Here is a 24,681-nt window from a genome sequence, read left to right on the forward strand (position 1 = left end):
ATGAGTGCCAAGGTGCTGGTGGTCGGTAGCCTCAACATGGACCTGGTCGCGCGCGCCGAACGGCTGCCCCGGCCAGGTGAAACATTGGCGGGCGAAAGCTTCTTTACCGTGCCCGGTGGCAAGGGCGCCAACCAGGCGGTGGCGGTGGCGCGCCTGGGTGGCAGTGTGGCCATGGTCGGCAACGTGGGTGATGACGCCTATGGGTTGCAGCTGCGCCAGGCGCTGGAAGTGGAGGGCATCGATTGCCAGGCGGTGGGCGTGTGCCAGGGTGTGTCCAGCGGCGTGGCGCTGATTACCGTGGATGCCGCCAGCCAGAACTGCATCGTCATCATTCCTGGTGGCAATGGCTTGCTGACGCCCGAGGCGGTGCAGCGCTTCGATGGGTTGCTGCAGGCTGCCGAGGTGGTCGTCTGCCAGCTTGAGGTGCCTGTCGCCACCGTGGCCTGGGTGCTGGTCAGGGGGCGTGAGCTGGGCAAGCGGGTGATTCTGAACCCGGCGCCGGTCACCGGCCCGTTGCCAGCCGAGTGGTTCGCCAACATCGATTACCTGATCCCCAACGAGCACGAGGCCGAGGCGTTGACCGGCGAGCCGGTGCGCGACCTGGACGGTGCCCGACGCGCCGCCGAGCGCCTGTTGCAGATGGGGGCGGGCAAGGTGATTGTCACCTTGGGCGCGCAGGGGGCGCTGTTCGTCGGCCCCGAGGGCAGCCGGCATTTCCCGGCGCCGCAGGTCAAGCCGCTGGATACCACGGCCGCCGGCGATACCTTCGTCGGCGGTTTTGCCGCGGCGCTGGTGCAGGGCAAGGAGGAGGGCGAGGCGATCGCCTTCGGCCAGCGCGCCGCTGCGCTGTCTGTCACCCGTGCCGGCGCGCAGCCTTCGATACCTTATCTGGCGGAGCTGACTCCATGAAAAAGACCGCGCTGCTCAACGTGGCCTTGTCGCGCACCATTGCCGGCATGGGCCATGGCGACATCCTGGTGATCGGCGATGCCGGGCTACCGGTGCCGCCGGGTGTCGAGCTGATCGACCTGGCGTTGACGGCGGGCGTGCCGGACTTTGCCAGCGTGTTGCGGGCAGTGCTCAGCGAGCTGCAGGTGGAGCGGCATGTGCTGGCAGAAGAGATGCAGAAGGTGGTGCCGCCGGCGCTGGTCGAGATCGAGCGCTTGAAAGGCAAGCTCGGCAAACGCGAGTGGCTGAGCCATGACGAATTCAAGGTGCTGTCGCGCAGTGCCCGTGCGGTGGTGCGTACCGGGGAGTGTCAGCCCTACAGCAACATTGCGCTGGTCTCTGGCGTCACCTTTTAGAAGCGAGGGCTGCGCCCTCGATCGCCGGCAAGCCGGCTCCCACAGGGGCTTGCTTCACCCTCAAGGCAACAGGAGTGCCCCATGCTCAAACCCCTGCTACAAGGACTGACCCTCATGGCCGCGGCCGCTACCACTACTCTCCAGGCCGCCCCTCGCGAGCTGATCATCGACACCGACCCTGGCGCCGACGACGTGGTCGCGCTGTTCCTTGCCATGGCGTCCCCTGAAGCGCTGGACATCCGCGCCATCACCACCGTGGCGGGCAATGTGCGCCTCGACAAGACCTCGCGCAACGCCCGCCTGGCCCGTGAATGGGCAGGCCGCGAAGACATCCCGATCTACGCCGGGGCAGGGCGCCCGCTGGTGCGCACGCCCATCTACGCCGCCGAAGTGCACGGTGAAGAAGGCCTGACCGGCGTCCAGGTGCATGAGCCCAAGCAGCCGCTGGCCCAAGGCAGCGCCGTGCAATACCTGGTCGACACCCTGGGCGCCGCCAAGCCCCAGAGCATCACTTTGGCCATGCTCGGCCCGCAAACCAACCTGGCCCTGGCGCTCATCCAGAAGCCGGAAATCGCCAAAGGCATCAAGGAAGTGATCGTGATGGGCGGCGCCCACTTCAATGGCGGCAACATCACCCCGGTGGCGGAATTCAACCTGTTCGCCGACCCGCATGCCGCCGAGGTGGTGCTGGCCAGTGGCGTGCCGCTGACCTACCTGCCGCTGGATGTCACCCACAAGATGCTGACCAGCGACGCACGCCTGAAGCAGATTGGCGCGGTGAACAACCACGCCAGCCAGTTGGTGGTGGACATTCTCAATGCCTACGTCAAGCACGACATGGACCTCTACGGCCTGCCCGGCGGCCCGGTGCATGACGCCAGCGTCATCGCCTACCTGCTCAAGCCCGAGCTGTTCAGCGGCCGGCGCATCCACATGAGCGTCGACAGCCGCGAAGGCCCGACCTTCGGCCAGACCGTCGCCGACTGGTACGGCGTGCTCAAGCAGCCGGCCAACGTGATGTGGGTAGCAGAAGGTGATGCCCAGGGCTTCTTCGACCTGCTCAGCGAGCGCCTGGCTCGATTGCAATAGCCGTGTGCGGTGCGTAGCGCTCGAACACCTGGTCGATGAAGCTGCGCGCCGCCTCGCCACCGCGGTCGCGCACCAGCAAGTCGATGGCGATCAGCAGCAGCTCTTCGGGCGTGCTGGGGCTGTAGGCGCTCTGGCCCTCGGCCCATTTGACCTTGATGTCGGCGTCGATGCTATGGCTGCTCATGAAAGGCTCTCACTGGGGGCCCAGGGCGGAGGGGCGAACACCTGACCCTGGTGTTCGAAGAAGGCATTGTGCCTTCACTTCTTAAAGTAAATCATGACATTGCGTCAATGGCTTTGCGCTTCCCAGCTTAAAAAGCTTAGCGCCTTGAGCCAGGCAGCGTGTGAGCAACGCCGCAAAATTCGGTCACGATTGCCTTTCGCCCAACGTGGCGAGTTCAGGCAGACTTGGGCGTTTTGCAACGAATGGCTGGTGGCGCTGTCCCATCAGGCAGTTCCCAGATCTGATTTAGGAGGATTCATGTTCCGAACCCGCGCTTCCCTGGCAACCTTGCTGGTGGCTGCCGTGCTGGCTGGTTGCAGCACTGGCGGTAACTCTGGTGGTGGCAAGGAGCCTGCTGCGCCCGCCGGCAACGACGGCCGTTGCGAGGCCAGTGGTGCCGACTTCGCCATCGGCAAGCAAGGCAGTGCCGAGCTGCTCGAGCAGGCGCGCAAGGCCAGTGGCTCGCAGATGGCGCGTATCCTCAAGCCGCATGATGTCGTGACCCTGGAATACCGCTCCGAGCGTTTGAACCTGAATGTGAACGAGCAGGGCGTGGTAACCCGCGTCAACTGCGGCTGATTATTCAGCAGGCATAAAAAACCCGCCACGAAGGCGGGTTTTTTTACAGCTTCCGAATTACTCCGGACGAACCTGTGCAGCCTGCATGCCCTTCTGGCCGCGCTCGGCGACGAAGGAAACAGCCTGGCCTTCTTTCAGGCTCTTGAAGCCGTCGGATTCGATGGCCTTGAAGTGTACGAACAGGTCGTCGCCGCCGCCTGCTGGGGTGATGAAGCCGTAGCCTTTCTCATCATTGAACCATTTGACGGTGCCGTTTTGGCGATTGGACATGGGGTGAATCTCCAGAGCATTTGATTTTTTCGATGGTGCAATGTGGCCGAGGCTACGGAGCACGGACAACATCATAGTCTAATTCTGCAGATGTGGCGCCTTTTACCTTCGCAGGATATTGATCCAGGCCAAATGATGCGTGCCTGATACCCTGCGAACCGGTCATTTCGGCTTGCAGGCGGCCTGTACCACGGTCTGTGCCTTCTGCATCAGCTTGGCATCGACGCCGTCGGTGCTGTTCAAATCCTTGATTTCAGCGTCAGTGAAGTTCTTCTTGATCGCTTGTGCGCCGCACGCGCAATGTTTGTCGGCGGATGCCGCGTCAAGGCCTTGGCCCTGGGCAACTTGTTTGCATTGCGACATGTAACCGGCCTCTTGGCCGGCAGGGAAGTTGCCAGCAGTCGCGGCCAGGGGCATCAACAGAGCGCCAGCAGCCGCTAGCGCTAGAAGAGACGGTACTCGCATAACCACACACTCCTTGGGTTAAGGTCTCATCAAGAGTAGGTTGCTTCCCAAAGTCTGATAGGAAATTTTCCGCGTTAGTTCACCGTGGCGGTGTAATTTCCAAATATTTCTGCCGGCTGCGCAACCTGCGTGCTAGCATGCTCGGCTTGCAGCTATCCAGTTGCAGCTATCTTTTTACCTTCCAGTCACTCAGGTCCCCCTGGCAAGCCGAAAGGCTTCTGCCACTGTGAGGCAGGCTTCCCCCAAGGGAAGGCAGGTCGGATCTTGTACTGGCTCATCCCAACCCACGTGACCTTTGGTAGGGGTCACCACTAGGAGAGGAGGCGCCATGCCCGTTATTACTCTTCCCGATGGCAGCCAACGCGCGTTCGATCACGCCGTTTCCGTAGCCGACGTTGCCGCGTCGATCGGCGCAGGCCTGGCTAAAGCCACCCTGGCCGGCAAAGTCGATGGCAAGCTGGTCGATGCCTGCGACCTGATCACCCACGATGCCAAGCTGCAGATCATCACCCCTAAAGATGAAGAGGGACTGGAGATCATCCGTCACTCGTGCGCCCACCTGATCGGCCACGCGGTGAAGCAGCTGTACCCGACCGCCAAGATGGTCATCGGCCCGGTCATCGACGAAGGCTTCTACTACGACATCGCCTACGAGCGCCCCTTCACCCCTGAAGATCTGGCCGCCATCGAAAAGCGCATGCAGCAGCTGATCGAGAAGGACTACGACGTCGTCAAGAAGATGACCCCGCGTGCCGAAGTCATCGACGTGTTCAAGACCCGTGGCGAAGACTACAAGCTGCGCCTGGTCGAGGACATGCCCGACGAGCAGGCCATGGGCCTGTACTACCACGAAGAATACGTCGACATGTGCCGTGGCCCGCACGTGCCGAACACCCGCTTCCTCAAGGCATTCAAGCTGACCAAGCTGTCTGGCGCCTACTGGCGCGGCGATGCCAAGAACGAGCAGCTGCAACGTGTGTACGGCACCGCCTGGGCTGACAAGAAGCAGCTGGCGGCCTACATCCAGCGCATCGAAGAAGCCGAAAAACGCGACCACCGCAAGATCGGCAAGCAGCTCGACCTCTTCCACCTGCAGGAAGAAGCCCCGGGCATGGTGTTCTGGCACGCCAACGGCTGGACCGTCTACCAGGTACTCGAGCAGTACATGCGCAAGATCCAGCGCGAAAACGGCTACCAGGAAATCAAGACCCCGCAAGTTGTCGACCGCATCCTCTGGGAGCGCTCCGGCCACTGGTCCAACTACGCCGAGAACATGTTCACCACTTCGTCGGAAAGCCGTGATTTTGCGGTAAAACCGATGAACTGCCCGTGCCACGTGCAGGTGTTCAACCAAGGCCTGAAGAGCTACCGCGACCTGCCGCTGCGCCTGGCCGAGTTCGGTGCCTGCCACCGTAACGAGCCATCCGGCGCCCTGCACGGCATCATGCGCGTGCGTGGCTTCGTGCAGGACGACGCGCACATCTTCTGCACCGAAGATCAGGTGAAGAAGGAAGCCGCCGACTTCATCAAGCTGACCCTGGACGTGTACAACGACTTCGGCTTCACCGACGTGGCCATGAAGCTGTCCACCCGTCCGGCCAAGCGTGTCGGTTCCGAAGAGCTGTGGGACCGTGCCGAAGGTGCACTGGCCGACGCCCTGAACGAATCGGGCCTGGAGTGGGAATACCAGCCGGGCGAGGGCGCCTTCTACGGCCCGAAGATCGAGTTCACCCTGCGCGACTGCCTCGGCCGTAACTGGCAGTGCGGTACCCTGCAGTACGACCCGAACCTGCCAGAGCGCCTGGACGCCAGCTACATCGCCGAAGACAACGCGCGCAAGCGCCCGGTGATGCTGCACCGCGCCATCCTCGGCTCGTTCGAACGCTTCATCGGCATGCTCATCGAGCACTATGCCGGCGTGTTCCCGGCGTGGCTGGCACCGACCCAGGCGGTGATCATGAACATCACCGACAAACAGGCCGATTTCGCCCTCGAGGTTGAGAAATCTCTGAACGGTAGCGGTTTCCGTGCCAAGTCGGACTTGAGAAATGAGAAGATCGGCTTTAAAATCCGCGAGCATACTTTGCTCAAGGTCCCGTACCTTTTGGTTATAGGGGATCGCGAAGTCGAAACGCAAACCGTCGCTGTGCGTACTCGCGAAGGCGCAGACCTGGGCTCCATGCCCGTCGCCCAATTCGCTGAGCTGCTGACACAAGCGGTTTCCCGGCGTGGTCGCCAAGAATCGGAGTAATGACTATTAAGCGTGAAATGAGAAACGATAAGCGTGCTGTACCGAAGGCCCCGATCAACGAGAATATCTCGGCCCGCGAGGTTCGGTTAATTGGCGCAGACGGCGAGCAGGTTGGCATCGTCTCGATTGATGAAGCGCTGCGTATCGCTGATGAAGCGAAGCTGGATCTGGTAGAAATCTCTGCAGACGCGGTACCGCCGGTCTGCAAGGTCATGGACTACGGCAAGCACCTCTTCGAGAAGAAGAAGCAGGCTAACGAAGCCAAGAAAAACCAGAAGCAGATCCAGATCAAAGAAATCAAGTTTCGTCCAGGGACGGAGGATGGGGATTACCAGGTAAAACTACGCAACCTGGTACGTTTCCTTACCGATGGGGACAAGGCCAAGATCTCTCTGAGATTCCGTGGCCGTGAGATGGCCCACCAGGAGCTGGGCATGGAGCTGTTGAAGCGGGTCGAAGCCGACCTCGCCGAATACGGCACCGTTGAGCAGCATCCGAAGATGGAAGGACGCCAGCTTATGATGGTCATCGCCCCCAAGAAAAAGAAGTAATCTCCCGGGCACGGCAGGCCTGATGATTATGTGTAATTTTATCGAATGCGGAGTTCCAACATGCCAAAAATGAAAACCAAGAGCGGTGCTGCGAAGCGCTTCCTGAAGACAGCTTCGGGCTTCAAGCACAAGCACGCTTTCAAGAGCCACATCCTGACCAAAATGTCGACCAAGCGTAAGCGTCAACTGCGTGGTAGCAGCCTGCTGCACCCGTCCGACGTCGCGAAAGTCGCGCGCATGCTGCGCGTTCGTTAATTCTGGTCAAAGATAGAGGAAGTTACTCATGGCTCGTGTAAAGCGCGGCGTTATCGCTCGTAAGCGTCACAAAAAAATTCTGAAACTGGCTAAAGGTTACTACGGTGCACGCTCGCGCGTATTCCGCGTAGCCAAGCAGGCAGTCATCAAGGCAGGCCAATACGCCTACCGCGACCGTCGCCAGAAGAAGCGTCAGTTCCGCGCACTGTGGATCGCTCGTATCAACGCCGGTGCCCGCACCAACGGTCTGTCGTACAGCCGTCTGATTGCTGGCCTGAAAAAGGCGTCGATCGAAATCGACCGTAAGGTTCTGGCTGACCTGGCAGTGAACGAAAAAGCGGCGTTTGCTGCAATTGTCGAGAAAGCTAAAGCCGTTCTGGCTTAAGTACCCACGACAATCATCCGGCGGCGCGTTGCGCCGTCGGGTGTAAAACGTCATCGATAGGGGAAGAGCCTTCAAAGCTCTTCCCCTATTTTCGTATCTGGAGTCTGTACATGGAAAACCTGGATGCGCTGGTCTCCCAAGCCCTAGAAGCTGTGGAGCGCGCTGAAGACATCAATGCCCTGGAACAGATCCGGGTTCAGTATCTCGGCAAGAAGGGCGAACTGACCCAGGTGATGAAGACCCTGGGCAACCTGCCAGCCGAAGAGCGGCCGAAAGTCGGCGCGCTGATCAACGACGCCAAAGAGCGCGTCACCGAGGTGCTCAACGCACGCAAGGCAGGCTTCGAAGAGGCCGAGCTCAGCGCTCGCCTGGCCGCCGAATGCATTGATGTGACCCTGCCAGGTCGTGGCCAGGCCACCGGTGGCCTGCACCCGATCACCCGTACACTCGAGCGCATCGAGCAGTTCTTCACCCACATCGGCTACGGCATCGCCGAAGGCCCAGAGGTGGAAGACGACTACCACAACTTCGAAGCGCTCAACATCCCCGGCCACCACCCGGCCCGGGCGATGCACGACACCTTCTATTTCAATGCCAACATGCTGCTGCGCACCCACACCTCGCCGGTGCAGGTGCGGACCATGGAGTCCACCCAGCCGCCAATCCGCATTGTCTGCCCGGGCCGCGTCTACCGCTGCGACTCGGATATCACCCACTCGCCGATGTTCCACCAGGTCGAAGGCCTGCTGATCGATCGCGACATCAACTTCGCCGACCTCAAGGGCACCATCGAAGAGTTCCTGCGGGTGTTCTTCGAGAAAGAACTGGCCGTGCGCTTCCGCCCGTCGTTCTTCCCGTTCACCGAGCCGTCCGCCGAAGTCGACATCCAGTGCGTGATGTGTTCCGGCAAAGGCTGCCGCGTGTGCAAGCAGACCGGCTGGCTGGAAGTGATGGGCTGCGGCATGGTGCACCCGAACGTGCTGCGCATGTCCGGCATCGACCCTGAAGAGTTCCAGGGCTTCGCCTTCGGCATGGGCGCCGAGCGCCTGGCCATGCTGCGCTATGGCGTCAACGATTTGCGTCTGTTCTTCGACAACGACCTGCGCTTCCTCGCGCAATTCCGCTAGGTCAATGCCCGACGCAACTTTCAGGAGAACAGCATGAAATTCAGTGAACAGTGGCTGCGCGGTTGGGTAAACCCGCAAGTCTCCCGTGACGAACTGGTCGCCCGCCTGTCCATGGCCGGCCTTGAAGTCGACAGCGTGACCCCCGCTGCCGGCCAGTTCAGCGGCATCGTCGTGGGCGAGATCCTCGCCACCGAACAACACCCCGACGCCGACAAACTGCGCGTGTGCCAGGTCAGCAACGGCCAGGAAACCTTCCAGGTCGTGTGCGGCGCGCCAAACGCACGCCCCGGCATCAAGATCCCGTTCGCCATGATCGGCGCCGAACTGCCAGGCGACTTCAAGATCAAGAAGGCCAAGCTGCGCGGCGTCGAGTCCTTCGGCATGCTGTGCTCGGCCGCCGAACTGCAGATCAGCGAAGAGAACGACGGCCTGCTGGAACTGGCTGCCGACGCCCCGGTGGGCCAGGACATTCGCCAGTACCTGAACCTGGACGACGCCAGCATCGAGATCGGCCTCACCCCGAACCGCGGTGACTGCCTGTCCCTGGCGGGCCTGGCCCGTGATGTCAGCGCCCTGTACAACGTCCCGGTCACCCGCCCCGTGGTGCCAGCCGTAGCGGCTGCCCACGACGAAGTGCGCCCGGTCGAAGTGACTGCCCCGGCGGCCTGCCCACGCTACCTGGGCCGTGTGATCCGCAACGTCGACCTGTCCAAGCCGACCCCGCTGTGGATGGTCGAGCGCCTGCGCCGCAGCGACGTGCGCAGCATCGACGCCGCCGTCGACATCACCAACTACGTGATGCTCGAGCTCGGCCAGCCGATGCACGCCTTCGACCTCGCCGAAATCAACGGCGGCATCCGCGTGCGCATGGCCGAAGAGGGCGAAAAGCTCGTCCTGCTCGACGGCCAGGAAGTCTCCCTGCGCGCCGACACCCTGGTCATCGCCGACCACACCCGCGCCCTGGCCATTGCCGGCGTGATGGGTGGCGAGCACAGCGGCGTCAACACCGAGAAAACCCGCGATCTGTTCCTGGAAAGCGCCTTCTTCGAGCCGATTTCCGTCGCTGGCAAGGCCCGTTCCTACGGCCTGCACACCGATGCCTCGCATCGCTACGAGCGCGGCGTCGACTCGCAGCTGGCCCGCGAAGCCATGGAGCGCGCCACCGCCCTGGTGCTGGAGATCGTCGGCGGTGAAGCCGGCCCGATCGTCGAAGCCGTCAGCCAGCAGCACCTGCCGCAAGTCGCCCCGGTGACCCTGCGCGCCGAACGCATCACCCAGATGCTCGGCATGGAGCTGGACGCCGCCCAGGTCGAGCAGATGCTCAATGCCCTCGAGCTGACCACCACGGCCAACGGGGCAGGGCAGTGGACCGTCAACGTCCCGAGCCACCGCTTCGACATCAGCCTGGAAGTCGACCTGATCGAAGAGCTGGCGCGCCTGTACGGCTACAACAACCTGCCGGTTCGCTACCCGCAAGCCCGCCTGGCCCCGCAAGCCCGCCCGGAAACCCGCGGCGAGCTGCCGAACCTGCGCCGCCTGCTGGTTGCCCGCGGCTACCAGGAAGCCATCACCTACAGCTTCATCGACCCGAAACTGTTCGAGCTGTTCACCCCAGGCGTCGAGCCGCTGCTGCTGGCCAACCCGATCTCCAGCGACATGGCCGCCATGCGTGCGTCCCTGTGGCCAGGCCTGGTCAAGGCGCTGCAGCACAACCTCAACCGCCAGCAAGACCGTGTGCGCCTGTTCGAAAGCGGCCTGCGCTTCGTCGGCCAGCTGGGTGACCTCAAGCAGCAACCGATGATCGCTGGCGTCGTCACCGGCAGCCGCCTGCCGGAAGGCTGGGCGAATGGCCGCGACAGCATCGACTTCTTCGACGTCAAGGCTGACGTGGAAGCCCTGCTGGGTTACTCCGGCGCCCTGAGCGACTTCACCTTCGTCGCCGGCAAGCACCACGCCCTGCACCCAGGCCAGACCGCCCGCATCGAGCGCGACGGCAAGGAAGTCGGCTACCTCGGCGCCCTGCATCCAGAACTTGCCAAAGCCCTGGACCTGGACCGCCCGGTGTTCGTCTTCGAGCTGGTATTGGGTGACGTGGTCGAAGGCCGCCTGCCGAAGTTCAGCGAACTCTCCAAGTTCCCGGAAACCCGTCGTGACCTGGCTTTGATCGCAGGACGTGATGTAGCTTCGAGTTCGGTGCTTGAAGTAATTCGTGACAATGCAGGCGAATGGCTTACAGACCTCAGGCTGTTTGACGTCTACCAGGGTAAAGGCATTGATCCTGATAGAAAAAGCCTGGCCGTCGGCTTGACCTGGCAGCATCCATCGCGCACTCTTAACGACGATGAGGTGAATACTACCCTGCAAAACATCCTCACCTCGCTCGAACAAAGGTTGAACACCACGTTAAGGAAATAACGGCATGGGTGCTCTGACGAAAGCTGAGATGGCTGAAAGGCTGTACGAGGAGCTGGGGCTTAACAAGCGTGAGGCCAAGGAGCTGGTCGAGCTGTTTTTTGAAGAAATTCGGCACGCACTTGAAGAGAACGAGCAGGTCAAGTTGTCCGGTTTCGGCAACTTCGACCTTCGCGACAAACGCCAGCGGCCGGGCCGCAACCCCAAGACAGGGGAAGAAATCCCGATCACCGCGCGGCGCGTCGTCACCTTTCGTCCAGGGCAGAAGTTGAAGGCCCGGGTTGAGGCCTATGCTGGAACCAAGCCATAACGACGAACTGCCCCCCATACCGGGCAAACGCTACTTCACCATTGGTGAAGTGAGCGAATTGTGTGCCGTGAAGCCACACGTGCTGCGGTATTGGGAGCAGGAGTTCCCTCAGCTCAACCCCGTGAAGCGGCGGGGCAATCGGCGGTATTACCAGCGCCAAGACGTGCTGATGATCCGCCAGATTCGCGCGCTGCTTTATGATCAGGGATTCACCATTGGCGGGGCGCGGTTGCGGCTCTCCAGTGATGAGGTGAAGGATGAGTCCAGCCAGTACAAGCAGCTGATTCGGCAGATGATTGTCGAGTTGGAAGATGTACTGGTGGTGTTGAAGAAGTGACCTGTTGATGATGAGTGGAAATTTTTGAAAAAAAGCTTTCATTTATCAGGAGGTTAGGGTACATTCTTCAACGTTCTCGGCAAGATTGAGAACATGCTTCAAAGCCCAGTCGGGGCGTAGCGCAGCCCGGTAGCGCACTTGCATGGGGTGCAAGGGGTCGAGTGTTCGAATCACTCCGTCCCGACCATATATTTCAGCGACTTAGCCACCTTCGGGTGGCTTTGTTGTTTCTGGGGTTCTGGAGCTTTCGAAGGAACTGCGGTCTTTCTGCCTATACAGTTCGACCCTGAAGCTCGCGATTAAATGATGAGGATAACTTTTTGCACTTGTCGGAAGTTTCACACCGTTTGAAAGCGCTGTCCTCTGAATGGTTGGCGGTGTACACCTTGAAACTATCCCTGGCAACCGCGTGAAATACTATCAGTCCACCCACCGCCACAACGGCTCATCTAGCAACCCAACCCCGCGAAGCTGAGTCTGCCCCTGGATTTTCTCCAGCTCCAATACATTGCAACCTTCACACGCCGTCAGCGCCTCAATCAGCGGTGCGCTATGGGAAACGACCCACACCTGGCTACGTTGCGAAGCGCGAATGATCAGCCGCGCAAGGGCTGGCAACAGGTCCGCATGCAAACTAGTCTCCGGCTCGTTCAACACCATCAGCGACGGCGGCCGTGGCGTGAGCAGTGCTGCCATCAACAACAGATAACGCAGCGTCCCATCCGACAACTCAGCCCCACCCAACGGCCGCAAAAGCCCATGCTGGTGCAGCCGCACGCTGAACAACCCACCCGGCGGCGCATCGATCTCCAGACGACTCCCAGCAAACGCGTCATCCAGCGCCGCTACAAGGTCTTCAACCTCACCAATCTCAATAATGGTTTGCAACGCTGAAGCAAGATTGCGCCCATCATGATGCAGAACCGGCGACCGAGTCCCCAACTGCGGCTGCCGGCAGGGCGCCTCACGGTCAATGCGAAAGTGATCATAGAACCGCCAGCTGTTGATGAACGCCCGCAACTCGCCAATCTCCGGCGCCTGCCGTGGCCGGCCAACGATATTGAAAAAGCTCTCACAGCTATCGGCATGTTGATCCAGCACCGCCCAACCGTTCCCTTCCCGCGCCCGAACCATGGCGTTCTTGCGTTCAACCAGCAAGGAAGACGGACGATATGCGCCTGCGCCCCAGATAGCCTCGGATTTGATTTCTGGGTCGAGCATAAATGCAGTGGGATAGGGCAGCGGAATCGGCAGCCCAAGCGAAATGGCAAAGCCGAAATCCTCGGTAGCGAACCCAAGGCGCAGGCGTTTGGCTTCGCTGGGATGCTGTCCTTGAATGGGCACTTCACCACGCTTCATGCGCGCACTCATCTCCGGGCCCGCCCACCAGGTCGAATCCAGCCCACCTTCGCGGGCAAGCGCTTCGATCACGCCGCCCTGGGCAGTTTCGGCAAGCAAGCGCAGGGCCTTGTACAGGTTGGATTTACCGCTGCCGTTGGCACCGGTCACCAGGTTGAGTTGCCCGAGTGGCAACACAAGATGGTTGATGGAGCGGTAGTTGCCAATGGCGAGGGTGGTGAGCATGCGAGGCGTCCCAGCGTGACTGAGTGATCGATTGTGGCCGAACTGGAGATGGCTTACTACCGAGATTGCTGCGTTTGACAGATCTACGCCTGCGCAAATAACCCCAGGATATAGTCACGCACATGCGCAATCCGTGGATTACGCATCGAGGTCTTGTTCCACGCCAGATACAGATTATTGGTAGGCGCATCCTCATGCGCTGTGAGTGACACCAAAGCCCCAGATTCCAACGCTTCGACACATTGATAATCCGGCAGCACGCTCCACCCCTGTCCCTTCACGAGCAGGTCTTGAATGATGCGCAAATCCGCAATGGTCAGCGCGGCTTGCAAAGTCGGCGCAAGCTGGAACAGCGCCGCCCAAACAGGCCGAACGAGCGGCAGGTCTTCATCGAAGGCAATCAGCGGCAACTTTGCCAACCCCTCAGCCGTAGGCTTGCTGCCAAGCGCTTTGGCCAGGTGCGGTGCGAGCACCAGCAGGAATCGCTCAGTCAACAACCTGGCATAGCCGTGCGAGCGCTCATCCGGCATGGAGGCGGTAATTGCCAAGTCTGCGGCAGAGCTGTTGAGCAAGCTGTAAATCCGTTCTCGGTTGCCGGTATGCAGGCGAACCTTCAAACCTTGGGCCAGCAGTGGCGCTAGCCGCGATGCCACTCTGGAATAGATGAAGTCGGAAGGCCCGGCGATATGCACGGTGCCGCTGATTTCGTCACTGAGGCGGTAGGACGCCAGCCGATTCTCCAAGCCGTCCAGCATCGGGCCGACCGCACGGGCCAGTTCATCGGCAGCTTCTGTCGCTGTGACGCCGCGCGCTCGCCTCACAAACAGGGGTTTGGCGACGAAGGTTTCCAACGCTTGAATATGCAGCGACACACCGGGTTGGGTCATCCCCAGCGACTCGGCGGCGCGCGAGAAGGACTGCAGTCGGTAGGCCTCGATGAAGGTCCGTAAATGGTCAAGATGGCTCATTAAAGTGATCTCGCCTTTTGGAGTGTCGGCGGGGAGAGCAGGGTCAAGGCATAAAATTATTTATGCAAAACCCAATAAACAATAATTTCTAGCATCGATCAAGGCTCACTACGATTCGGGGCAATCGCGGTTAAAACCGATGTCTCCCTGTTTTCAAAGAGGTTCCCATGCCCTTCATCGTGTACATCTTCACCCTCACAGCGTTCGCGCTAGGCCTCGCGGAGTTCGTGCCTATCGGCCTCACGGATGTCATGGCCCAAGGCCTCGGCGTCAATGTCGAGCAGGCCGGCAGCGCCGTTACCCTTTATGCGCTGGGGGCCACCGTTGCTGCGCCGGTGTTGACCGCCCTGACCGCAGGCTGGTCGCGCAAGCGAGCGATGCTGATGACGGTGCTGGTGTTCTGCACCGGTAGCCTGCTTGCAGCGCTCGCCTCCAGCCTGGCGATGCTGTTGATCGCCCGTTTTATCGCGGGCATGGGGCATGGTTTGTTCCTTGCGCTTGCCTCCAGCACGGCCGCACGTTTGGTCGGGCCGAAGAAGGCGGGGAGCGCGGTGGCAGTTGTGTTTGGTGGTTTCACCATTGCGATGGCCATTGGCGTGCCGATCAGCACCTACCTGGGTGGCATGAGTTACTGGCGGCCGGTGCTGGGCGCGATTGCCGTATTTGGAGCGCTGGGCTTGCTTGGGCTGTTGCTGGGCATGAAAGAGCCTGCGAAAGCGCAAGGCCAGGTGGGTGATGAGTCCGTAGGGCAGGCGCTCAAGGCAATCTTGCATCCAGCATTGCTGGCTGCGGCGCTGGTGACGGTGCTGGGTTATGCCGGCTCGTTCACCGCCTATACCTACATTGCGCCGCTGTTGGCCGAGGTCACCCAGGTCAGTGTGGCGACTGTCGGTGTGTTCATGTTGATCTACGGCGTGCTTGCCGCGATCGGTAATGTCCTTGGCGGCAAGTTGACGGATCGCCTGGGCGTCGATCGGGCCAGTGCGATCATGGTTGGCGGTATTGCCGTTTCCGCGCTGGGTATGTGGTGCTTTGCGCAGTCCGTGGTTGCGATGGGCATCCTCGTCGCTTCGCTGGGCATGTTCACTTTCGGTGCCGTGCCCGCGTTGCAGGCGCGTTTGATCGGCGTTGCACAGCAGCACGCGCCGCACGCTCATGGCGTGGCTGCGGGGCTTAATATTGCGGGCTTCAACTCGGGTATTGCACTGGGGTCGTGGTTGGGTGGCGTCACCTTCAGTACTGTTGGGGTTGCTTACATGGGGGTTACTGGTGCGGTCATTTCGGTGTTGGGCCTGGTGCTGCTGTTTGTGCAAATGGCAAAAAGCCGTGGCGTCGGCTATCGCGCTGCGGTAGGTGTCAGTCAGTAAGCCGCAGGCATTCTTCAGGCGGAGCACCTGCTATCGAGGTGTTCCGCCTTGACGCATTCAAGGGTTTTTCATCATGCCAAGCTCGGCATCATCAAGCAGGGCTTTGGCCAGGGCGCAGAGGTAGTGGGAGGCCCAGAGGAGTTGGGGTTTGTCTTCCATCAGGCCGTCGATGGACAGGTCGCGGGCGTAGCCCATCAGTTCCGAGGCTTGTTCGCGGGCGCTCTGGCAGGGGATGCCGGGCTCGATGCGAAAGAGGGGGTGGGTGTGGTTTTCACCTTGGTAGAAGGTGGTTTTGCCGACTGTGCATGGGGTGTCGTCTGTGGTCATCGGTCAATCTCCCTGAAATTTTGCTGCCTGGGCTGGCCACTTCGCGGGGCAAGCCCGCTCCCACAAGTGCGTATGCAGGCCAACTCAGGCAGGGCTTTGCCTACGAGTTCAAAGTCCGCGGGCCGGCGGGCATCTGGACTTGGATGAGTGCGGACTCGAGCAGCGCTCGCAGTGCCTCCATTTCATGCATCGAGGCCATCATCAGAATCGAGGCTGGGGATTTGGGCTGCAGCAGCAATGCCTGATGCACCACAGTGGCCGCGCATAGCGCGTAGTCCGTGGCCTGAATCAGGGTGTCTTCCAGGGTGAGCATATCGTGGGGTGGATCGGGGACGATCTTCAGCATTATTTGGTCTTCAGCGGAGCGACCATCGCTTGCTGTCAAACAAGAGGTGGCAGCTGTGTATGGGTTGACAGACCGGTGAAGACCAAACCGGCGCACACGAGGTGCCCCACACACAGCCGCCATAAAGCAAACCGTATGTTTGGTCATCATCAGCCTGTCAAAGCTAGTCGTTGATGTGCAACGACCCAGCGAGACTAAAACTGAGGAAATACGACCGCAACGGAAAACAGGCGTCGGCAGTATCTTTGGGAAATGCCCTACAAGAAAGTAGCCAAATCTGATTTTTTTAGCCGTTAGGCGTTACAGCATGTAACGCCATTTTTAGCTAAAGCGTGTGGATACGCCGCCATTGATCCGCAACGTCGCCCATGTTGGCTGGCGCACCACTCTTGATCCAGACCATGAAGGCGCGATCGAACTTGAACGAATCGCCACACTCGCTCAGCAGAAACTCCCGCACTTTCTGCGTATTGCGGTAGTCGCTATCTATCGGGGTAGCGCGGGTGATCGGCCCAGCGTGCCAGTCGAACTTCATGTCCATTTCCTTGTGTGGCATGTCCGCCAGCAGCGTAGCACCGCGCCATATAGCACTTAAATCACGCAGTGCTATTGCTTGAGAATAAATGCAGCCAGCGTTTCCCGATCTTCCGCTTTCAACTGCGCAAAAGCCGGCATAGGCACATTGCCCCACTTGCCAGCGCCGCCTTGCTCAATACTGGCAATTACCTTCTCCAGCGCCTGCGCATCACCGGCATACTTGGCGGCCACCTCGTGATAAGACGGCCCCACAACCTTGTGATCCAGGGCATGGCACGACAGGCAGGCATTGTTCTGCAGCAACGCCATGGCATCGTTTTTTGCATCCGAAGTGGCTTCGGCCTTCGCTGGGTAAGAAGCCGTTTGCACTGCCGCATCGCTCGTCTGGGCAGAACCATAGGTGGCCGCCAGGTAAGCGCCGATAATGCTCACATCGTCATCGCTGATTGGCGCGCCATACGTGTTCTTCATCTTGCCCGCTTCTGCCGTCCATTGTTCCAGGCTCATGCCAGGCGGTTGGAAGTTGATGTAATCGGCAGAGTGGCAAGTTGAGCACTTCTGTTGCGCCAAGGCATAACCCGGTAGCGTACTTGGCTTGAGCGCTGCGGTTTCAGGCGGCAAGGTAATTGAAAGCGGTGCTGCCTGAGCCACGCTAATCCACCAGGCGAGCAAGGCGCCCACGAACTTCATGCGATTCATGCGAGCTCCTTCAGGCAATGGTCACGTGAGTTGTTTCGACGACGTTGCGCCGGTACCCGCCCGGGTTCCAGCCAGCCCGCAGTGGCTGGGTTTCGCCGGCGTTACTGGTGGCCCGCACCATTAATTGCGTCGCGCCTCGGTGGGCGAAGTTGATCAGTAATGTCCACTCGCGGAACGAGAAGCGGCCGAGGTCCTGCCCCAATGCGGCTTCACGCCACTGTTTGCCGCCGTCGACCGACACTTCCACTTTGCCGATTCCGGCACCGCCATCAAAGGCAATGCCCTTGAGCACAAGGGATTGTTTCAGCGGCAACACGTCGCCGTGACTAACGCTGGTGATGAAGCTTCGTACAGGCAGCTTGGCGATCGGCCGCGTATTCGTCGGCGCGGTACCGGGGGGGACGCAGAAACAGTCGTTGTCCGGCACGCGGTAACCCTTGGCCATGAAGAACCCTTCATAGGTGTGGTCGAGCACGTCTATCTCGCTCAGGTGCTTGACCCAATAGGTGCCGAAATAGCCCGGCACCACGAGGCGTATGGGGTAGCCATTGAGCAAGGGTAGGTCTTCGCCATTCATGGACCAGGCAATCATGGGCTCGCCGTTCATGGCGTGGTCGATATCCAGCGCCTTGACGAAGTCTGGCGTGGTCGCAAGCACCGGTTTGTCGAGGCCGTCCAACGACACCTGTTTCGCCTCGGCTTTCACGCCGGCCTTTTCCAGCACCGCCTTGAGCGGCACGCCCAGCCAGCGGGCGTTACCCATGGAGCCATTGCCCAACTGGGCGCCGAACACGCGCGGCATCGAGAAGGCGCGGCTGTTGCCCGAGCATTGGTTCACGGCTACCACCTCCACCGGTTCGCCAAGCGCTTTGAGTTCGGCCAGGGAGAGTGACAGTGGCGTATCGACCGCGCCCTTGATCGTCAGGCGGTAGCTGTCTGGGTCAATGCTGGTAGGAAAGTTGGCCAAGTGGTAGCGGACAAAGAACGCGTCATTCGGCGTAATCGGCCCGTCGTTGAAAACGCGGAACGGGGTTTCGAGATGGGGAGGGCGGGTGGTGACCAGCGTCAGCGGGCGTTTTTGCGGGTACTGCACCAGGGGCCGTGGGCCTGCGGCAACACTGACGTCATCTGCGCGCTCGTTGGCTGCCTTGGCCAAGCCGGCCAATGGGCTGGTCGCGATTGCGAGGGCAAAAGCATCGCGCAGCACGCGCCGACGGCTAAGGCGTGAGCCCTCTATGAAACTGAACTTCATCCCGAATTCCCTTCGATTGCTTGAGCTGCGGGAGTCAGTATCCAGATGTAGCGCCAAGGTGCTTTTCATTCGGCGTCATCGACTTGGCATTAGATGACAGTGGCCATCTTTATGCTTAAATGGGCCGCTTGTGCGATGGATATTCCAGTGAGGGAGAACGCTGATGTTGGCTATAGGTATTGCGCTGCTTGTGGTGGGTTTGGGCACTTCGAATCCGGGAATCTGGATACCGGGTGCGGCTTTCATGGTCATTGGTGCCGCCAAGCGCATGCGAACTTGAGGTCATGACTCACCTGAAACACGCAAGCTCCTTCCTGCTATTGCTGGCAGTGGCCTCGCTAACCGCCTGCGTCCCCTGGAAACGTGAACGCGCTGCCTATGCCGACCTCTGCGAAACCGAGCACGCATTCAAAGTGCCCGGGCCGCAGGGAGAGACAACGGTCCATCTGGAAACTTACCTGTACGATTACCCGTCCCGCTGGCGCGACCAGCCGTTCCAGCAACTTCTGCATGTTCAATACCCGGGCGAAAAGTATCCGCGGCCGGAGTTCTATGTGCAGTTGGTCGCCTACAACGAAGGGGGGCGAGGGGCGGCGACACTGCCGATTGTTTACGACAGCCGCGAGGCGTACATCACCTTCGAAGATGGCTCGCAGCTCAAGGCAAGGCCCGAGGTATATCTGGGGGGCGGGGATTATGATGCGCCGGTTTTCCACCCGAACTACGCACGGCCTTCGCCCTACGCTATCAATAGCGAGGAAGTGCAAAGGAAAATTGCCCGGGTCACCAACAACAAGCGGCATGGCTCCGCTTATGTGATCTTCCCGACGGACAAGTTCAATGCCGACTCCAAGTGGACCATTCACTTGGGCACGTTGGATGTTCAGGGGCGCGAGGTGCAGATTCCACCGCTTGAGCTGTGTTATCACCCGGTCAAGCAATGGATCGGGATCGAGCCGCTGATGCGACCTTGAGGGGATGGGGCCGCTGCGCGGCCCATCGCGACACAAGGCCGCTCCTACACAGGGTCACCATTCGATCGGTTCGCCGTCCCAGGCCCAGAACCCACCGCTGCGGGATGGGCCAAGCCGTTCGATCTGCTCAAGAATGCGTTGGGCTGCAAACGCAGGCTCGAACAGTTTTTTTGCCGGCACATTTGCTTGGAAAGGGCGCGATAACGCTGTGTCGGTCGTTCCCGGGTGCAGTGCCAATACCGTGGCCGCCGGGTTAAGCCGTTTCAGCTCGATGCTCGCGGTATGCAGCAACTGATTCAGCGCCGCCTTGCTCGCCCGATAGCTGTACCACCCACCTAAGCGATTGTCGCCAATAGACCCGACCCTGGCCGACAGCGCAGCAAACGTGGCGGGCCCTTTGCGCAACAGTGGCAGCAAAAGCTTGAGCAACAATATCGGCGCGAATGCATTGGTCGCGAAGCTCGCCTGCAGCCCGGCAAGGTCCAGCTGTGCCAGCGATTTCTCGGCCCGCGCTCCTTCCTGATGAAGAATGCCCAAGGTGCTGATGACCAGGTGAAGATGGTTGCAAGTACGCTCGACCGCACTCGCAAGTGCTGCAAGCGCAAGTTCATCACGCGCATCACAATCCATCAGCACAACGCGCTCAGCATGCTCCTCGGCGAGGCCTGCGAGCCCGTCACTGCGTGTCGCATCTCGTGACACAGCCCAAACCTGGCCCACATCATCGCGGGCCAGCAATGCCGCACACAGCGCCAAGCCGATACCGCGGCTCGCACCGCATACCAGCACATTGGCCTTGCCATTCAGGTCGGGAATCAGGGTCATGCAGCACCTCGCACAATGGCGGCTAACTCACCTCAATGGGTAGACCCTGTCGCGCAGCTTAAACTCCGTTCACCATCGATGCAGGGGCGCCCAGCCCTTCGAGAAATGCCCTGATTTGCCGTTTGCCGCGCAGATGCAGCGTAGGCACTTGCGGCCCGACTTTCTCGCGAACCGCTTCGATGCCTGACCGGTAGCCCTGGTCGAACGTCCACACGAACTTGAGAAACGCCAAATCGAACCTTTCCTCGCAACCTGCCGCACGATCAGGCCGCGGCTGGTTACGCAGCAGGCGCAGCAGCACCCGCATGAAACAGGTGAGCCGAGGCGTGTCGAGCCAGATGACCAGATCCGCCCGTGGCAGGCGCAGGTCGAACGTGCGCCGCGCATAGTTGCCTTCGCATACCCAGGCATCGCCGGCAACCGCCTCGCGAACCCGCTCACGGAATTGTTCGGCGTCGGGTTCGGTCCAGTTGGGTTCCCAGAAGAGTTTGTCCAGGTGCACCACGGGCAGGTTCAGGCGCTCGCCCAGGGCGCGGGCGAGGGTGGACTTGCCGCTGCCGCCGTTGCCTAGGATGACGATTCGTTGCATGGGGGACTTCCTGTCTTAGGTGTTCTTGCGAAGTGATGGCAGCATGATATCATTCGATTTTTTACAGCCGGTAAAGAGACTATCGTGGTAGCGGAAAGTACATGGAAGAAGGTGTCTGCCCAAGGCCCTAATACTGAACTGCATAAGTTACTGACAGCCTGGATCGCTACTATTCAGCGCTACACCACAAGTTTTCAAGACAATCCATGGTGGTACAACGAGCGCGCCATCCTCAGTACGCTGGCTGGGGCAGCATGGACGCTCGAGGGTTGGGTTGCGCTGGAAGAGTTTACAACGTCGAAACGTATGAGAACGTTGTCACCGGGTGTCGATCACGGTGACAAGTTGCGCAATGGTCGATGCGACCTGTATGTAAGGTCTCCAGAAATCAGCTTCGCTTTTGAGGCAAAGCAGGCCAACCAGCCAATCGGAACACGCGCGGATGGCTACTCCTATGTTGCCCAGGCAAAGCAAGCAGCCTGGCATGACGCGGGTGATCTACAAGTACATGAAGCCAATTGCAGGTTCGCAGCGACCTTTGTCGTTCCGACCATTCCCCTTAAAGAAGTTTGCCCTGAAGGTGGCAAGTTGGGGGACGTCTGCGAAGCGAAAGTGAAAGCCTACCTTGAACCCTGGCTTGAATCTATTGGCTGTATCGGCGAGTACAGCGACGATCGCGATTTTGCGTTTATTTTTCCGCAAATCGGAAATGCACACTACTGCAACAAGGGTAGGCATTACCCAGGCGTAGTCCTGCTCCTTGAGCAACGCTTGCGGGCGACGAGGCGACGTGCTGCATAGCGTGCGCGCCACCCTGCGAGTAGTGGCCGTGAGGCGAACAGCTGGGTGTATTCCTGAATGACGGCAGCGTGCTGCTGCCTTGACCTAAGCAGACTGGATGAAAAGGACGTTTTAAATGGCATATCGGGAAGACAAGGATTTGGCATTCTTGGGTCGCATGGAGTCTTCCGACCTGAATGACCTGGTGTACTGCCTCACGCACGATAAAGACGGCAGCGTTCGCTTTACCGAAGAACTGACGGTCAATGACCGCTACAAGGCTCATCATCCCGACCATCATGAATATTGGGACCTCATTGCGGCCGAAATCCAGTGTTTCGGCGCCAACACCTTTGCGACGATCTTTCGTGGCGGCAAAGGTGTGGAGTACAAAGAGGTATTGACGGATGTGTGTGACAAGTTGAAGGTCAACTACAACAAAGACGCCAGCGTTGAAAAAATCGAGTCTTGCCTGTTAATGAAAATTCTTTCCGATGCGCTGGAAAGGATGAGCCCCGAGGAGCTCAGCGAGCTGGCAACGGCAACGGGAATGAAAAATACCAGCGGCCTTACGGCCGAGGCCATGACGGGTATCTTCCAGGCGGTTTTCCGGGCGGGCGGTTTCAGCTCTTACAAATTGACGTTGATCATTGTGAACGCTGTGCTCAAGCAGCTTATCGGACGTGGTCTTTCGCTGGCAGCGAACGCGGCATTGGCAAGAACCATGGCTGTGCTGACGGGGCCAATTGGGTGGGCAATCACGGGGCTGTGGACAGCTGTGGATATCGCAGGCAGTGCATACCGCGTAACGATCCCAGCTGTAATTCAGGTTGCTGCACTGCGACAGAAACATCTCTACGCGAAACAGGCCGCCGAGATCAGCTTCAGCTAAGTGAACGTTCTGGCCAGCGGTTCGCTGGCCAGAACGCATGCCGAGGCGTGGCGTGCGCCATCTGTCAGAGTGTTCTGGAACGCTCCAATAAATCGTCAAGCTTCTCGATGTGCTGCTCTAAACGCTCCAGCTCATTGAGCTCTACTTCTTCCCAAAATTGCACATGACGATCGTAGAGTGACCATTTCAACGCGAAGCTGCCGTTCCACACAAGGCCCATCCAGGCTGCGTAGTTAAGGTCCAACAGGTTGCGGCTCACGTACATTTTCCCGGCATTGACGGCACTGCTCGAACCATAGGCGATGGCGAGCATGATCCTGAAGCGAGGACTCATCCGACCCGGCAGTGTTTCCATGAAGGCTTGGGAGAATTTCGCTCCATTAATCGCGACCTGCTTCACCACATAGAACACCCGCATGATGACTTCCATGATGACCGCTGGCACGCTCGTCACCAGAAACTGTCTGAAGTCATAGCCCTGGGTGTACATCCATTCGATTTGCTTACCGAATGAAACCCCACCGACTTCCAAATTTTCAAACATGCGCAGCAGACCCATGAAGGGTGCCGGGAGCCCCATGCCTCTGTTTCCTTTTGCTGACGGAGCATTCAGGTCAGACAACAAGTGGCCGAACATCTTGCCGAGCAATTGGAAGAGATTGCCCTGCGTTGGGCCTTTCTTGCTGGGTATCTGCATGACTTGCCCATTGACCACCACCGTGCATGTGCCGTGGATCATGTCATAGACGCCGTAGAAAAAGCCCAGAATCGGGTCATGCGCCAAGGAACGAAGGCGATGATTGATCGGGTTCAAGACCTTGTCGGGGGCCCCGATCAGGTCAGTCCATACCGAACTGTCCGGTGCACCGATCTTGCAGGCATCCCCCAATTTTTTGGATAACTCTGGAGGCAGCCATTTATTCAGTAATTGCTGGACCCAGCCGTTGAAAGTTCCCTCTACGGGCGTGTCCCATTTCGTTCCTGGTTTGGCGGGCCCGCGAACGAACAGAAGATCGAGTACACCGGAAAACAATCCGCTGCAGCCAGCGATCGCATAGTCCCATCCGTCCAGCGTGTAGCGAGCATTGAATGCCTGCAACCGAGCATTCAGTCGCTGATCGATCGCGCTGTAATCATCGTCATTGAGCACATGACTAAGGCTGGCATCAGGATGTTTCGCACGCGCTTGAGCATAAATATCGGCGAGAGGAACATCGATGCTCAGCGGTTCGACGACTTCACGCGCGACGCCTACGAGCACTTCTTCTGCAGGTTTGCCCACCCCTTGCGCAAGCGCTAGCAACTGCTCACGGATATGGTGAATATCCGAGGCAATTTGGTCATGCGCAGCACTAATAGCTTGTGAGCGATCATTCAGCAGGGCCAGTGCGCTGACTTCATCCTTGTAGGGCCCGTGGCTCACGATGGCTTCTTCCTCGTGAGCATGTCGATGGTCTGTTTGATGGCCGCAATTTCAGCTTTGAACGTCTCGGCATTTTTCATCAGTCGTTCTTGAATGTTGTAAAGCTTGCTGATCGCCTCGCCCAGGGCAGCGGCCAACTTTGCATTCTTACGGCTTTTCATCAATGCATAGCCGCCTACGCCGAGAAGTGCGATAGGCGCAGCCAATACACCAATGCCTGCAACCATGCCACCGCCTACCAGTGCGCCTGCTGTAGCCAAACCAGAGGTGATGCCGGGTGCTGAAAGCCCTGTCACGCCCAGCATGTACAACGCCCCAAACGAACCCGCAGCGCCGGCAGTCGAACCCAACGCAGCCGCTAGCCCTTCGGTTACGCCTGGGTAGTCGTTCTCAAGTTGATCGAGGATTGCTCGCACCTGCTTAGTCGCTTCGTTCCTGATGCGATTGATCTCAACGTTATCCATTACTTCTTTTCCCTTGGGTGAAATGAGCGGCGTGACTTTGTTGTACTTGCTTCTGGTGAAGACACATTCGGTACTTAGCCCGAACAGGCCTAGGTG

30 protein-coding genes and 1 tRNA gene are annotated in these 24,681 nt (G+C 59.6%); 17 read left to right on the plus strand and 14 right to left on the minus strand.

Annotated elements, in window-relative coordinates:
* The 3 genes from rbsK to ACIPG5_RS02715 all read left to right on the plus strand — a co-directional run bounded on the left by rbsK (nucleotide 1) and on the right by ACIPG5_RS02715 (nucleotide 2,393).
* A complete protein-coding gene (rbsK, locus tag ACIPG5_RS02705; RefSeq protein ID WP_401373187.1) occupies nucleotides 1–909 on the plus strand; it encodes a ribokinase in 909 nt (302 codons plus the stop codon).
* Nucleotides 906–1,304, plus strand: a complete 399-nt coding sequence (gene rbsD / locus ACIPG5_RS02710) for a D-ribose pyranase (protein WP_236235396.1) — start codon at nucleotides 906–908, stop codon at nucleotides 1,302–1,304. The genes rbsK and rbsD overlap by 4 nt, the downstream gene beginning before the upstream one ends.
* 81 nt (nucleotides 1,305–1,385) lie before the next feature.
* Nucleotides 1,386–2,393: a nucleoside hydrolase gene (locus tag ACIPG5_RS02715; protein ID WP_176514282.1), complete on the plus strand. Its 1,008-nt coding sequence runs from the start codon at nucleotides 1,386–1,388 to the stop codon at nucleotides 2,391–2,393.
* On the opposite strand, the gene ACIPG5_RS02720 is transcribed toward ACIPG5_RS02715, so the two are convergent.
* Nucleotides 2,365–2,577 (minus strand): hypothetical protein, encoded by a 213-nt coding sequence (locus tag ACIPG5_RS02720; protein WP_103446789.1) that lies wholly within the window; start codon nucleotides 2,575–2,577, stop codon nucleotides 2,365–2,367. The two genes, ACIPG5_RS02715 and ACIPG5_RS02720, sit on opposite strands and share 29 nt — an antisense overlap.
* Nucleotides 2,578–2,874: 297 nt before the next feature.
* Here ACIPG5_RS02720 and ACIPG5_RS02725 point away from each other — a divergent pair, with 297 nt between their 5' ends.
* Entirely contained in the window at nucleotides 2,875–3,195 is a 321-nt protein-coding gene (locus ACIPG5_RS02725) for an I78 family peptidase inhibitor (protein WP_286914081.1), read from the plus strand.
* A 57-nt stretch (nucleotides 3,196–3,252) separates the two neighbouring features.
* Here ACIPG5_RS02725 and ACIPG5_RS02730 read toward each other — a convergent pair whose 3' ends face one another.
* Both ACIPG5_RS02730 and ACIPG5_RS02735 read right to left on the minus strand, forming a co-directional pair.
* The gene (locus ACIPG5_RS02730) at nucleotides 3,253–3,465 is read right to left on the minus strand and encodes a cold-shock protein (RefSeq protein WP_159411216.1); all 213 of its coding nucleotides are present in this window, start codon (nucleotides 3,463–3,465) and stop codon (nucleotides 3,253–3,255) included.
* Nucleotides 3,466–3,627: 162 nt separating this feature from the next.
* Nucleotides 3,628–3,930: a hypothetical protein gene (locus ACIPG5_RS02735; protein ID WP_286914080.1), complete on the minus strand. Its 303-nt coding sequence runs from the start codon at nucleotides 3,928–3,930 to the stop codon at nucleotides 3,628–3,630.
* A gap of 328 nt (nucleotides 3,931–4,258) precedes the next feature.
* Between ACIPG5_RS02735 and thrS the strand changes: the two genes are divergently transcribed.
* From thrS to ACIPG5_RS02780, 9 genes are all read left to right on the plus strand, one after another.
* Nucleotides 4,259–6,181, plus strand: a complete 1,923-nt coding sequence (gene thrS / locus ACIPG5_RS02740) for a threonine--tRNA ligase (RefSeq protein ID WP_176514288.1) — start codon at nucleotides 4,259–4,261, stop codon at nucleotides 6,179–6,181.
* The gene (infC, locus tag ACIPG5_RS02745; protein WP_012052879.1) at nucleotides 6,181–6,732 is read left to right on the plus strand and encodes a translation initiation factor IF-3; all 552 of its coding nucleotides are present in this window, start codon (nucleotides 6,181–6,183) and stop codon (nucleotides 6,730–6,732) included. Before thrS ends, infC begins: the two co-directional genes overlap by 1 nt.
* Before the next feature lie 60 nt (nucleotides 6,733–6,792).
* On the plus strand, nucleotides 6,793–6,987 hold the full coding sequence (rpmI, locus tag ACIPG5_RS02750) for a 50S ribosomal protein L35 (protein WP_008100408.1): 195 nt from the start codon (nucleotides 6,793–6,795) through the stop codon (nucleotides 6,985–6,987).
* 28 nt (nucleotides 6,988–7,015) lie between these two features.
* A complete protein-coding gene (gene rplT, locus ACIPG5_RS02755) occupies nucleotides 7,016–7,372 on the plus strand; it encodes a 50S ribosomal protein L20 (protein WP_003250671.1) in 357 nt (118 codons plus the stop codon).
* A 110-nt stretch (nucleotides 7,373–7,482) separates the two neighbouring features.
* Nucleotides 7,483–8,499 carry a phenylalanine--tRNA ligase subunit alpha gene (gene pheS, locus ACIPG5_RS02760; RefSeq protein ID WP_176514290.1) on the plus strand — a complete coding sequence of 339 codons (1,017 nt, stop codon included), beginning with the start codon at nucleotides 7,483–7,485 and terminating at the stop codon, nucleotides 8,497–8,499.
* 33 nt (nucleotides 8,500–8,532) lie between these two features.
* Nucleotides 8,533–10,914 carry a phenylalanine--tRNA ligase subunit beta gene (pheT, locus tag ACIPG5_RS02765; protein ID WP_401373192.1) on the plus strand — a complete coding sequence of 794 codons (2,382 nt, stop codon included), beginning with the start codon at nucleotides 8,533–8,535 and terminating at the stop codon, nucleotides 10,912–10,914.
* Nucleotides 10,915–10,918: 4 nt separating this feature from the next.
* Nucleotides 10,919–11,221 carry an integration host factor subunit alpha gene (gene ihfA / locus ACIPG5_RS02770; RefSeq protein ID WP_003250679.1) on the plus strand — a complete coding sequence of 101 codons (303 nt, stop codon included), beginning with the start codon at nucleotides 10,919–10,921 and terminating at the stop codon, nucleotides 11,219–11,221.
* Nucleotides 11,202–11,558 (plus strand): MerR family transcriptional regulator, encoded by a 357-nt coding sequence (locus tag ACIPG5_RS02775; protein ID WP_008100384.1) that lies wholly within the window; start codon nucleotides 11,202–11,204, stop codon nucleotides 11,556–11,558. Before ihfA ends, ACIPG5_RS02775 begins: the two co-directional genes overlap by 20 nt.
* A gap of 110 nt (nucleotides 11,559–11,668) precedes the next feature.
* A tRNA-Pro gene (locus ACIPG5_RS02780) sits at nucleotides 11,669–11,745 on the plus strand.
* Nucleotides 11,746–11,978: 233 nt separating this feature from the next.
* On the opposite strand, the gene ACIPG5_RS02785 is transcribed toward ACIPG5_RS02780, so the two are convergent.
* The gene (locus ACIPG5_RS02785; RefSeq protein WP_176514432.1) at nucleotides 11,979–13,142 is read right to left on the minus strand and encodes an AAA family ATPase; all 1,164 of its coding nucleotides are present in this window, start codon (nucleotides 13,140–13,142) and stop codon (nucleotides 11,979–11,981) included.
* A gap of 83 nt (nucleotides 13,143–13,225) precedes the next feature.
* Nucleotides 13,226–14,110: a LysR family transcriptional regulator gene (locus tag ACIPG5_RS02790; RefSeq protein ID WP_401373195.1), complete on the minus strand. Its 885-nt coding sequence runs from the start codon at nucleotides 14,108–14,110 to the stop codon at nucleotides 13,226–13,228.
* A 167-nt stretch (nucleotides 14,111–14,277) separates the two neighbouring features.
* On the opposite strand from ACIPG5_RS02790, the gene ACIPG5_RS02795 reads away from it, so the two are divergent.
* Nucleotides 14,278–15,477 (plus strand): MFS transporter, encoded by a 1,200-nt coding sequence (locus ACIPG5_RS02795; protein WP_401373197.1) that lies wholly within the window; start codon nucleotides 14,278–14,280, stop codon nucleotides 15,475–15,477.
* A gap of 57 nt (nucleotides 15,478–15,534) precedes the next feature.
* Here the strand turns inward: ACIPG5_RS02795 and ACIPG5_RS02800 are convergent, their stop codons facing one another.
* The 5 genes from ACIPG5_RS02800 to ACIPG5_RS02820 form a co-directional block, all read right to left on the minus strand.
* Nucleotides 15,535–15,804 carry a DUF3077 domain-containing protein gene (locus ACIPG5_RS02800; RefSeq protein WP_313393031.1) on the minus strand — a complete coding sequence of 90 codons (270 nt, stop codon included), beginning with the start codon at nucleotides 15,802–15,804 and terminating at the stop codon, nucleotides 15,535–15,537.
* 100 nt (nucleotides 15,805–15,904) lie between these two features.
* Nucleotides 15,905–16,150, minus strand: a complete 246-nt coding sequence (locus tag ACIPG5_RS02805; RefSeq protein WP_401373199.1) for a hypothetical protein — start codon at nucleotides 16,148–16,150, stop codon at nucleotides 15,905–15,907.
* A 325-nt stretch (nucleotides 16,151–16,475) separates the two neighbouring features.
* A complete protein-coding gene (locus ACIPG5_RS02810; protein WP_401373201.1) occupies nucleotides 16,476–16,685 on the minus strand; it encodes a DUF6434 domain-containing protein in 210 nt (69 codons plus the stop codon).
* 71 nt (nucleotides 16,686–16,756) lie between these two features.
* A complete protein-coding gene (locus tag ACIPG5_RS02815) occupies nucleotides 16,757–17,386 on the minus strand; it encodes a c-type cytochrome (RefSeq protein WP_176514444.1) in 630 nt (209 codons plus the stop codon).
* A gap of 10 nt (nucleotides 17,387–17,396) precedes the next feature.
* A complete protein-coding gene (locus ACIPG5_RS02820; RefSeq protein ID WP_401373203.1) occupies nucleotides 17,397–18,638 on the minus strand; it encodes a molybdopterin-dependent oxidoreductase in 1,242 nt (413 codons plus the stop codon).
* Nucleotides 18,639–18,922: 284 nt separating this feature from the next.
* Here ACIPG5_RS02820 and ACIPG5_RS02825 point away from each other — a divergent pair, with 284 nt between their 5' ends.
* On the plus strand, nucleotides 18,923–19,612 hold the full coding sequence (locus ACIPG5_RS02825) for a hypothetical protein (protein WP_401373205.1): 690 nt from the start codon (nucleotides 18,923–18,925) through the stop codon (nucleotides 19,610–19,612).
* A 54-nt stretch (nucleotides 19,613–19,666) separates the two neighbouring features.
* Here ACIPG5_RS02825 and ACIPG5_RS02830 read toward each other — a convergent pair whose 3' ends face one another.
* Nucleotides 19,667–20,437 carry an SDR family NAD(P)-dependent oxidoreductase gene (locus ACIPG5_RS02830; protein ID WP_401373207.1) on the minus strand — a complete coding sequence of 257 codons (771 nt, stop codon included), beginning with the start codon at nucleotides 20,435–20,437 and terminating at the stop codon, nucleotides 19,667–19,669.
* 58 nt (nucleotides 20,438–20,495) lie between these two features.
* Entirely contained in the window at nucleotides 20,496–21,026 is a 531-nt protein-coding gene (locus ACIPG5_RS02835) for an AAA family ATPase (RefSeq protein WP_401373209.1), read from the minus strand.
* An 84-nt stretch (nucleotides 21,027–21,110) separates the two neighbouring features.
* On the opposite strand from ACIPG5_RS02835, the gene ACIPG5_RS02840 reads away from it, so the two are divergent.
* Together ACIPG5_RS02840 and ACIPG5_RS02845 are read left to right on the plus strand one after the other, a co-directional pair.
* Nucleotides 21,111–21,827, plus strand: coding sequence for a hypothetical protein (locus ACIPG5_RS02840; RefSeq protein ID WP_401373211.1), 717 nt, complete (start codon nucleotides 21,111–21,113; stop codon nucleotides 21,825–21,827).
* A 115-nt stretch (nucleotides 21,828–21,942) separates the two neighbouring features.
* The gene (locus ACIPG5_RS02845) at nucleotides 21,943–22,698 is read left to right on the plus strand and encodes a DUF3944 domain-containing protein (protein WP_176514456.1); all 756 of its coding nucleotides are present in this window, start codon (nucleotides 21,943–21,945) and stop codon (nucleotides 22,696–22,698) included.
* A 64-nt stretch (nucleotides 22,699–22,762) separates the two neighbouring features.
* Here ACIPG5_RS02845 and ACIPG5_RS02850 read toward each other — a convergent pair whose 3' ends face one another.
* Nucleotides 22,763–24,121, minus strand: coding sequence for a hypothetical protein (locus ACIPG5_RS02850; RefSeq protein ID WP_401373213.1), 1,359 nt, complete (start codon nucleotides 24,119–24,121; stop codon nucleotides 22,763–22,765).
* Nucleotides 24,118–24,585 carry a hypothetical protein gene (locus tag ACIPG5_RS02855; RefSeq protein ID WP_176514459.1) on the minus strand — a complete coding sequence of 156 codons (468 nt, stop codon included), beginning with the start codon at nucleotides 24,583–24,585 and terminating at the stop codon, nucleotides 24,118–24,120. Before ACIPG5_RS02855 ends, ACIPG5_RS02850 begins: the two co-directional genes overlap by 4 nt.
* Between the last annotated feature and the right edge of the window lie 96 nt (nucleotides 24,586–24,681).

Source organism: Pseudomonas sp. NPDC087029 (genome assembly GCF_044745345.1).
Taxonomy (GTDB): domain Bacteria; phylum Pseudomonadota; class Gammaproteobacteria; order Pseudomonadales; family Pseudomonadaceae; genus Aquipseudomonas; species Aquipseudomonas faucium.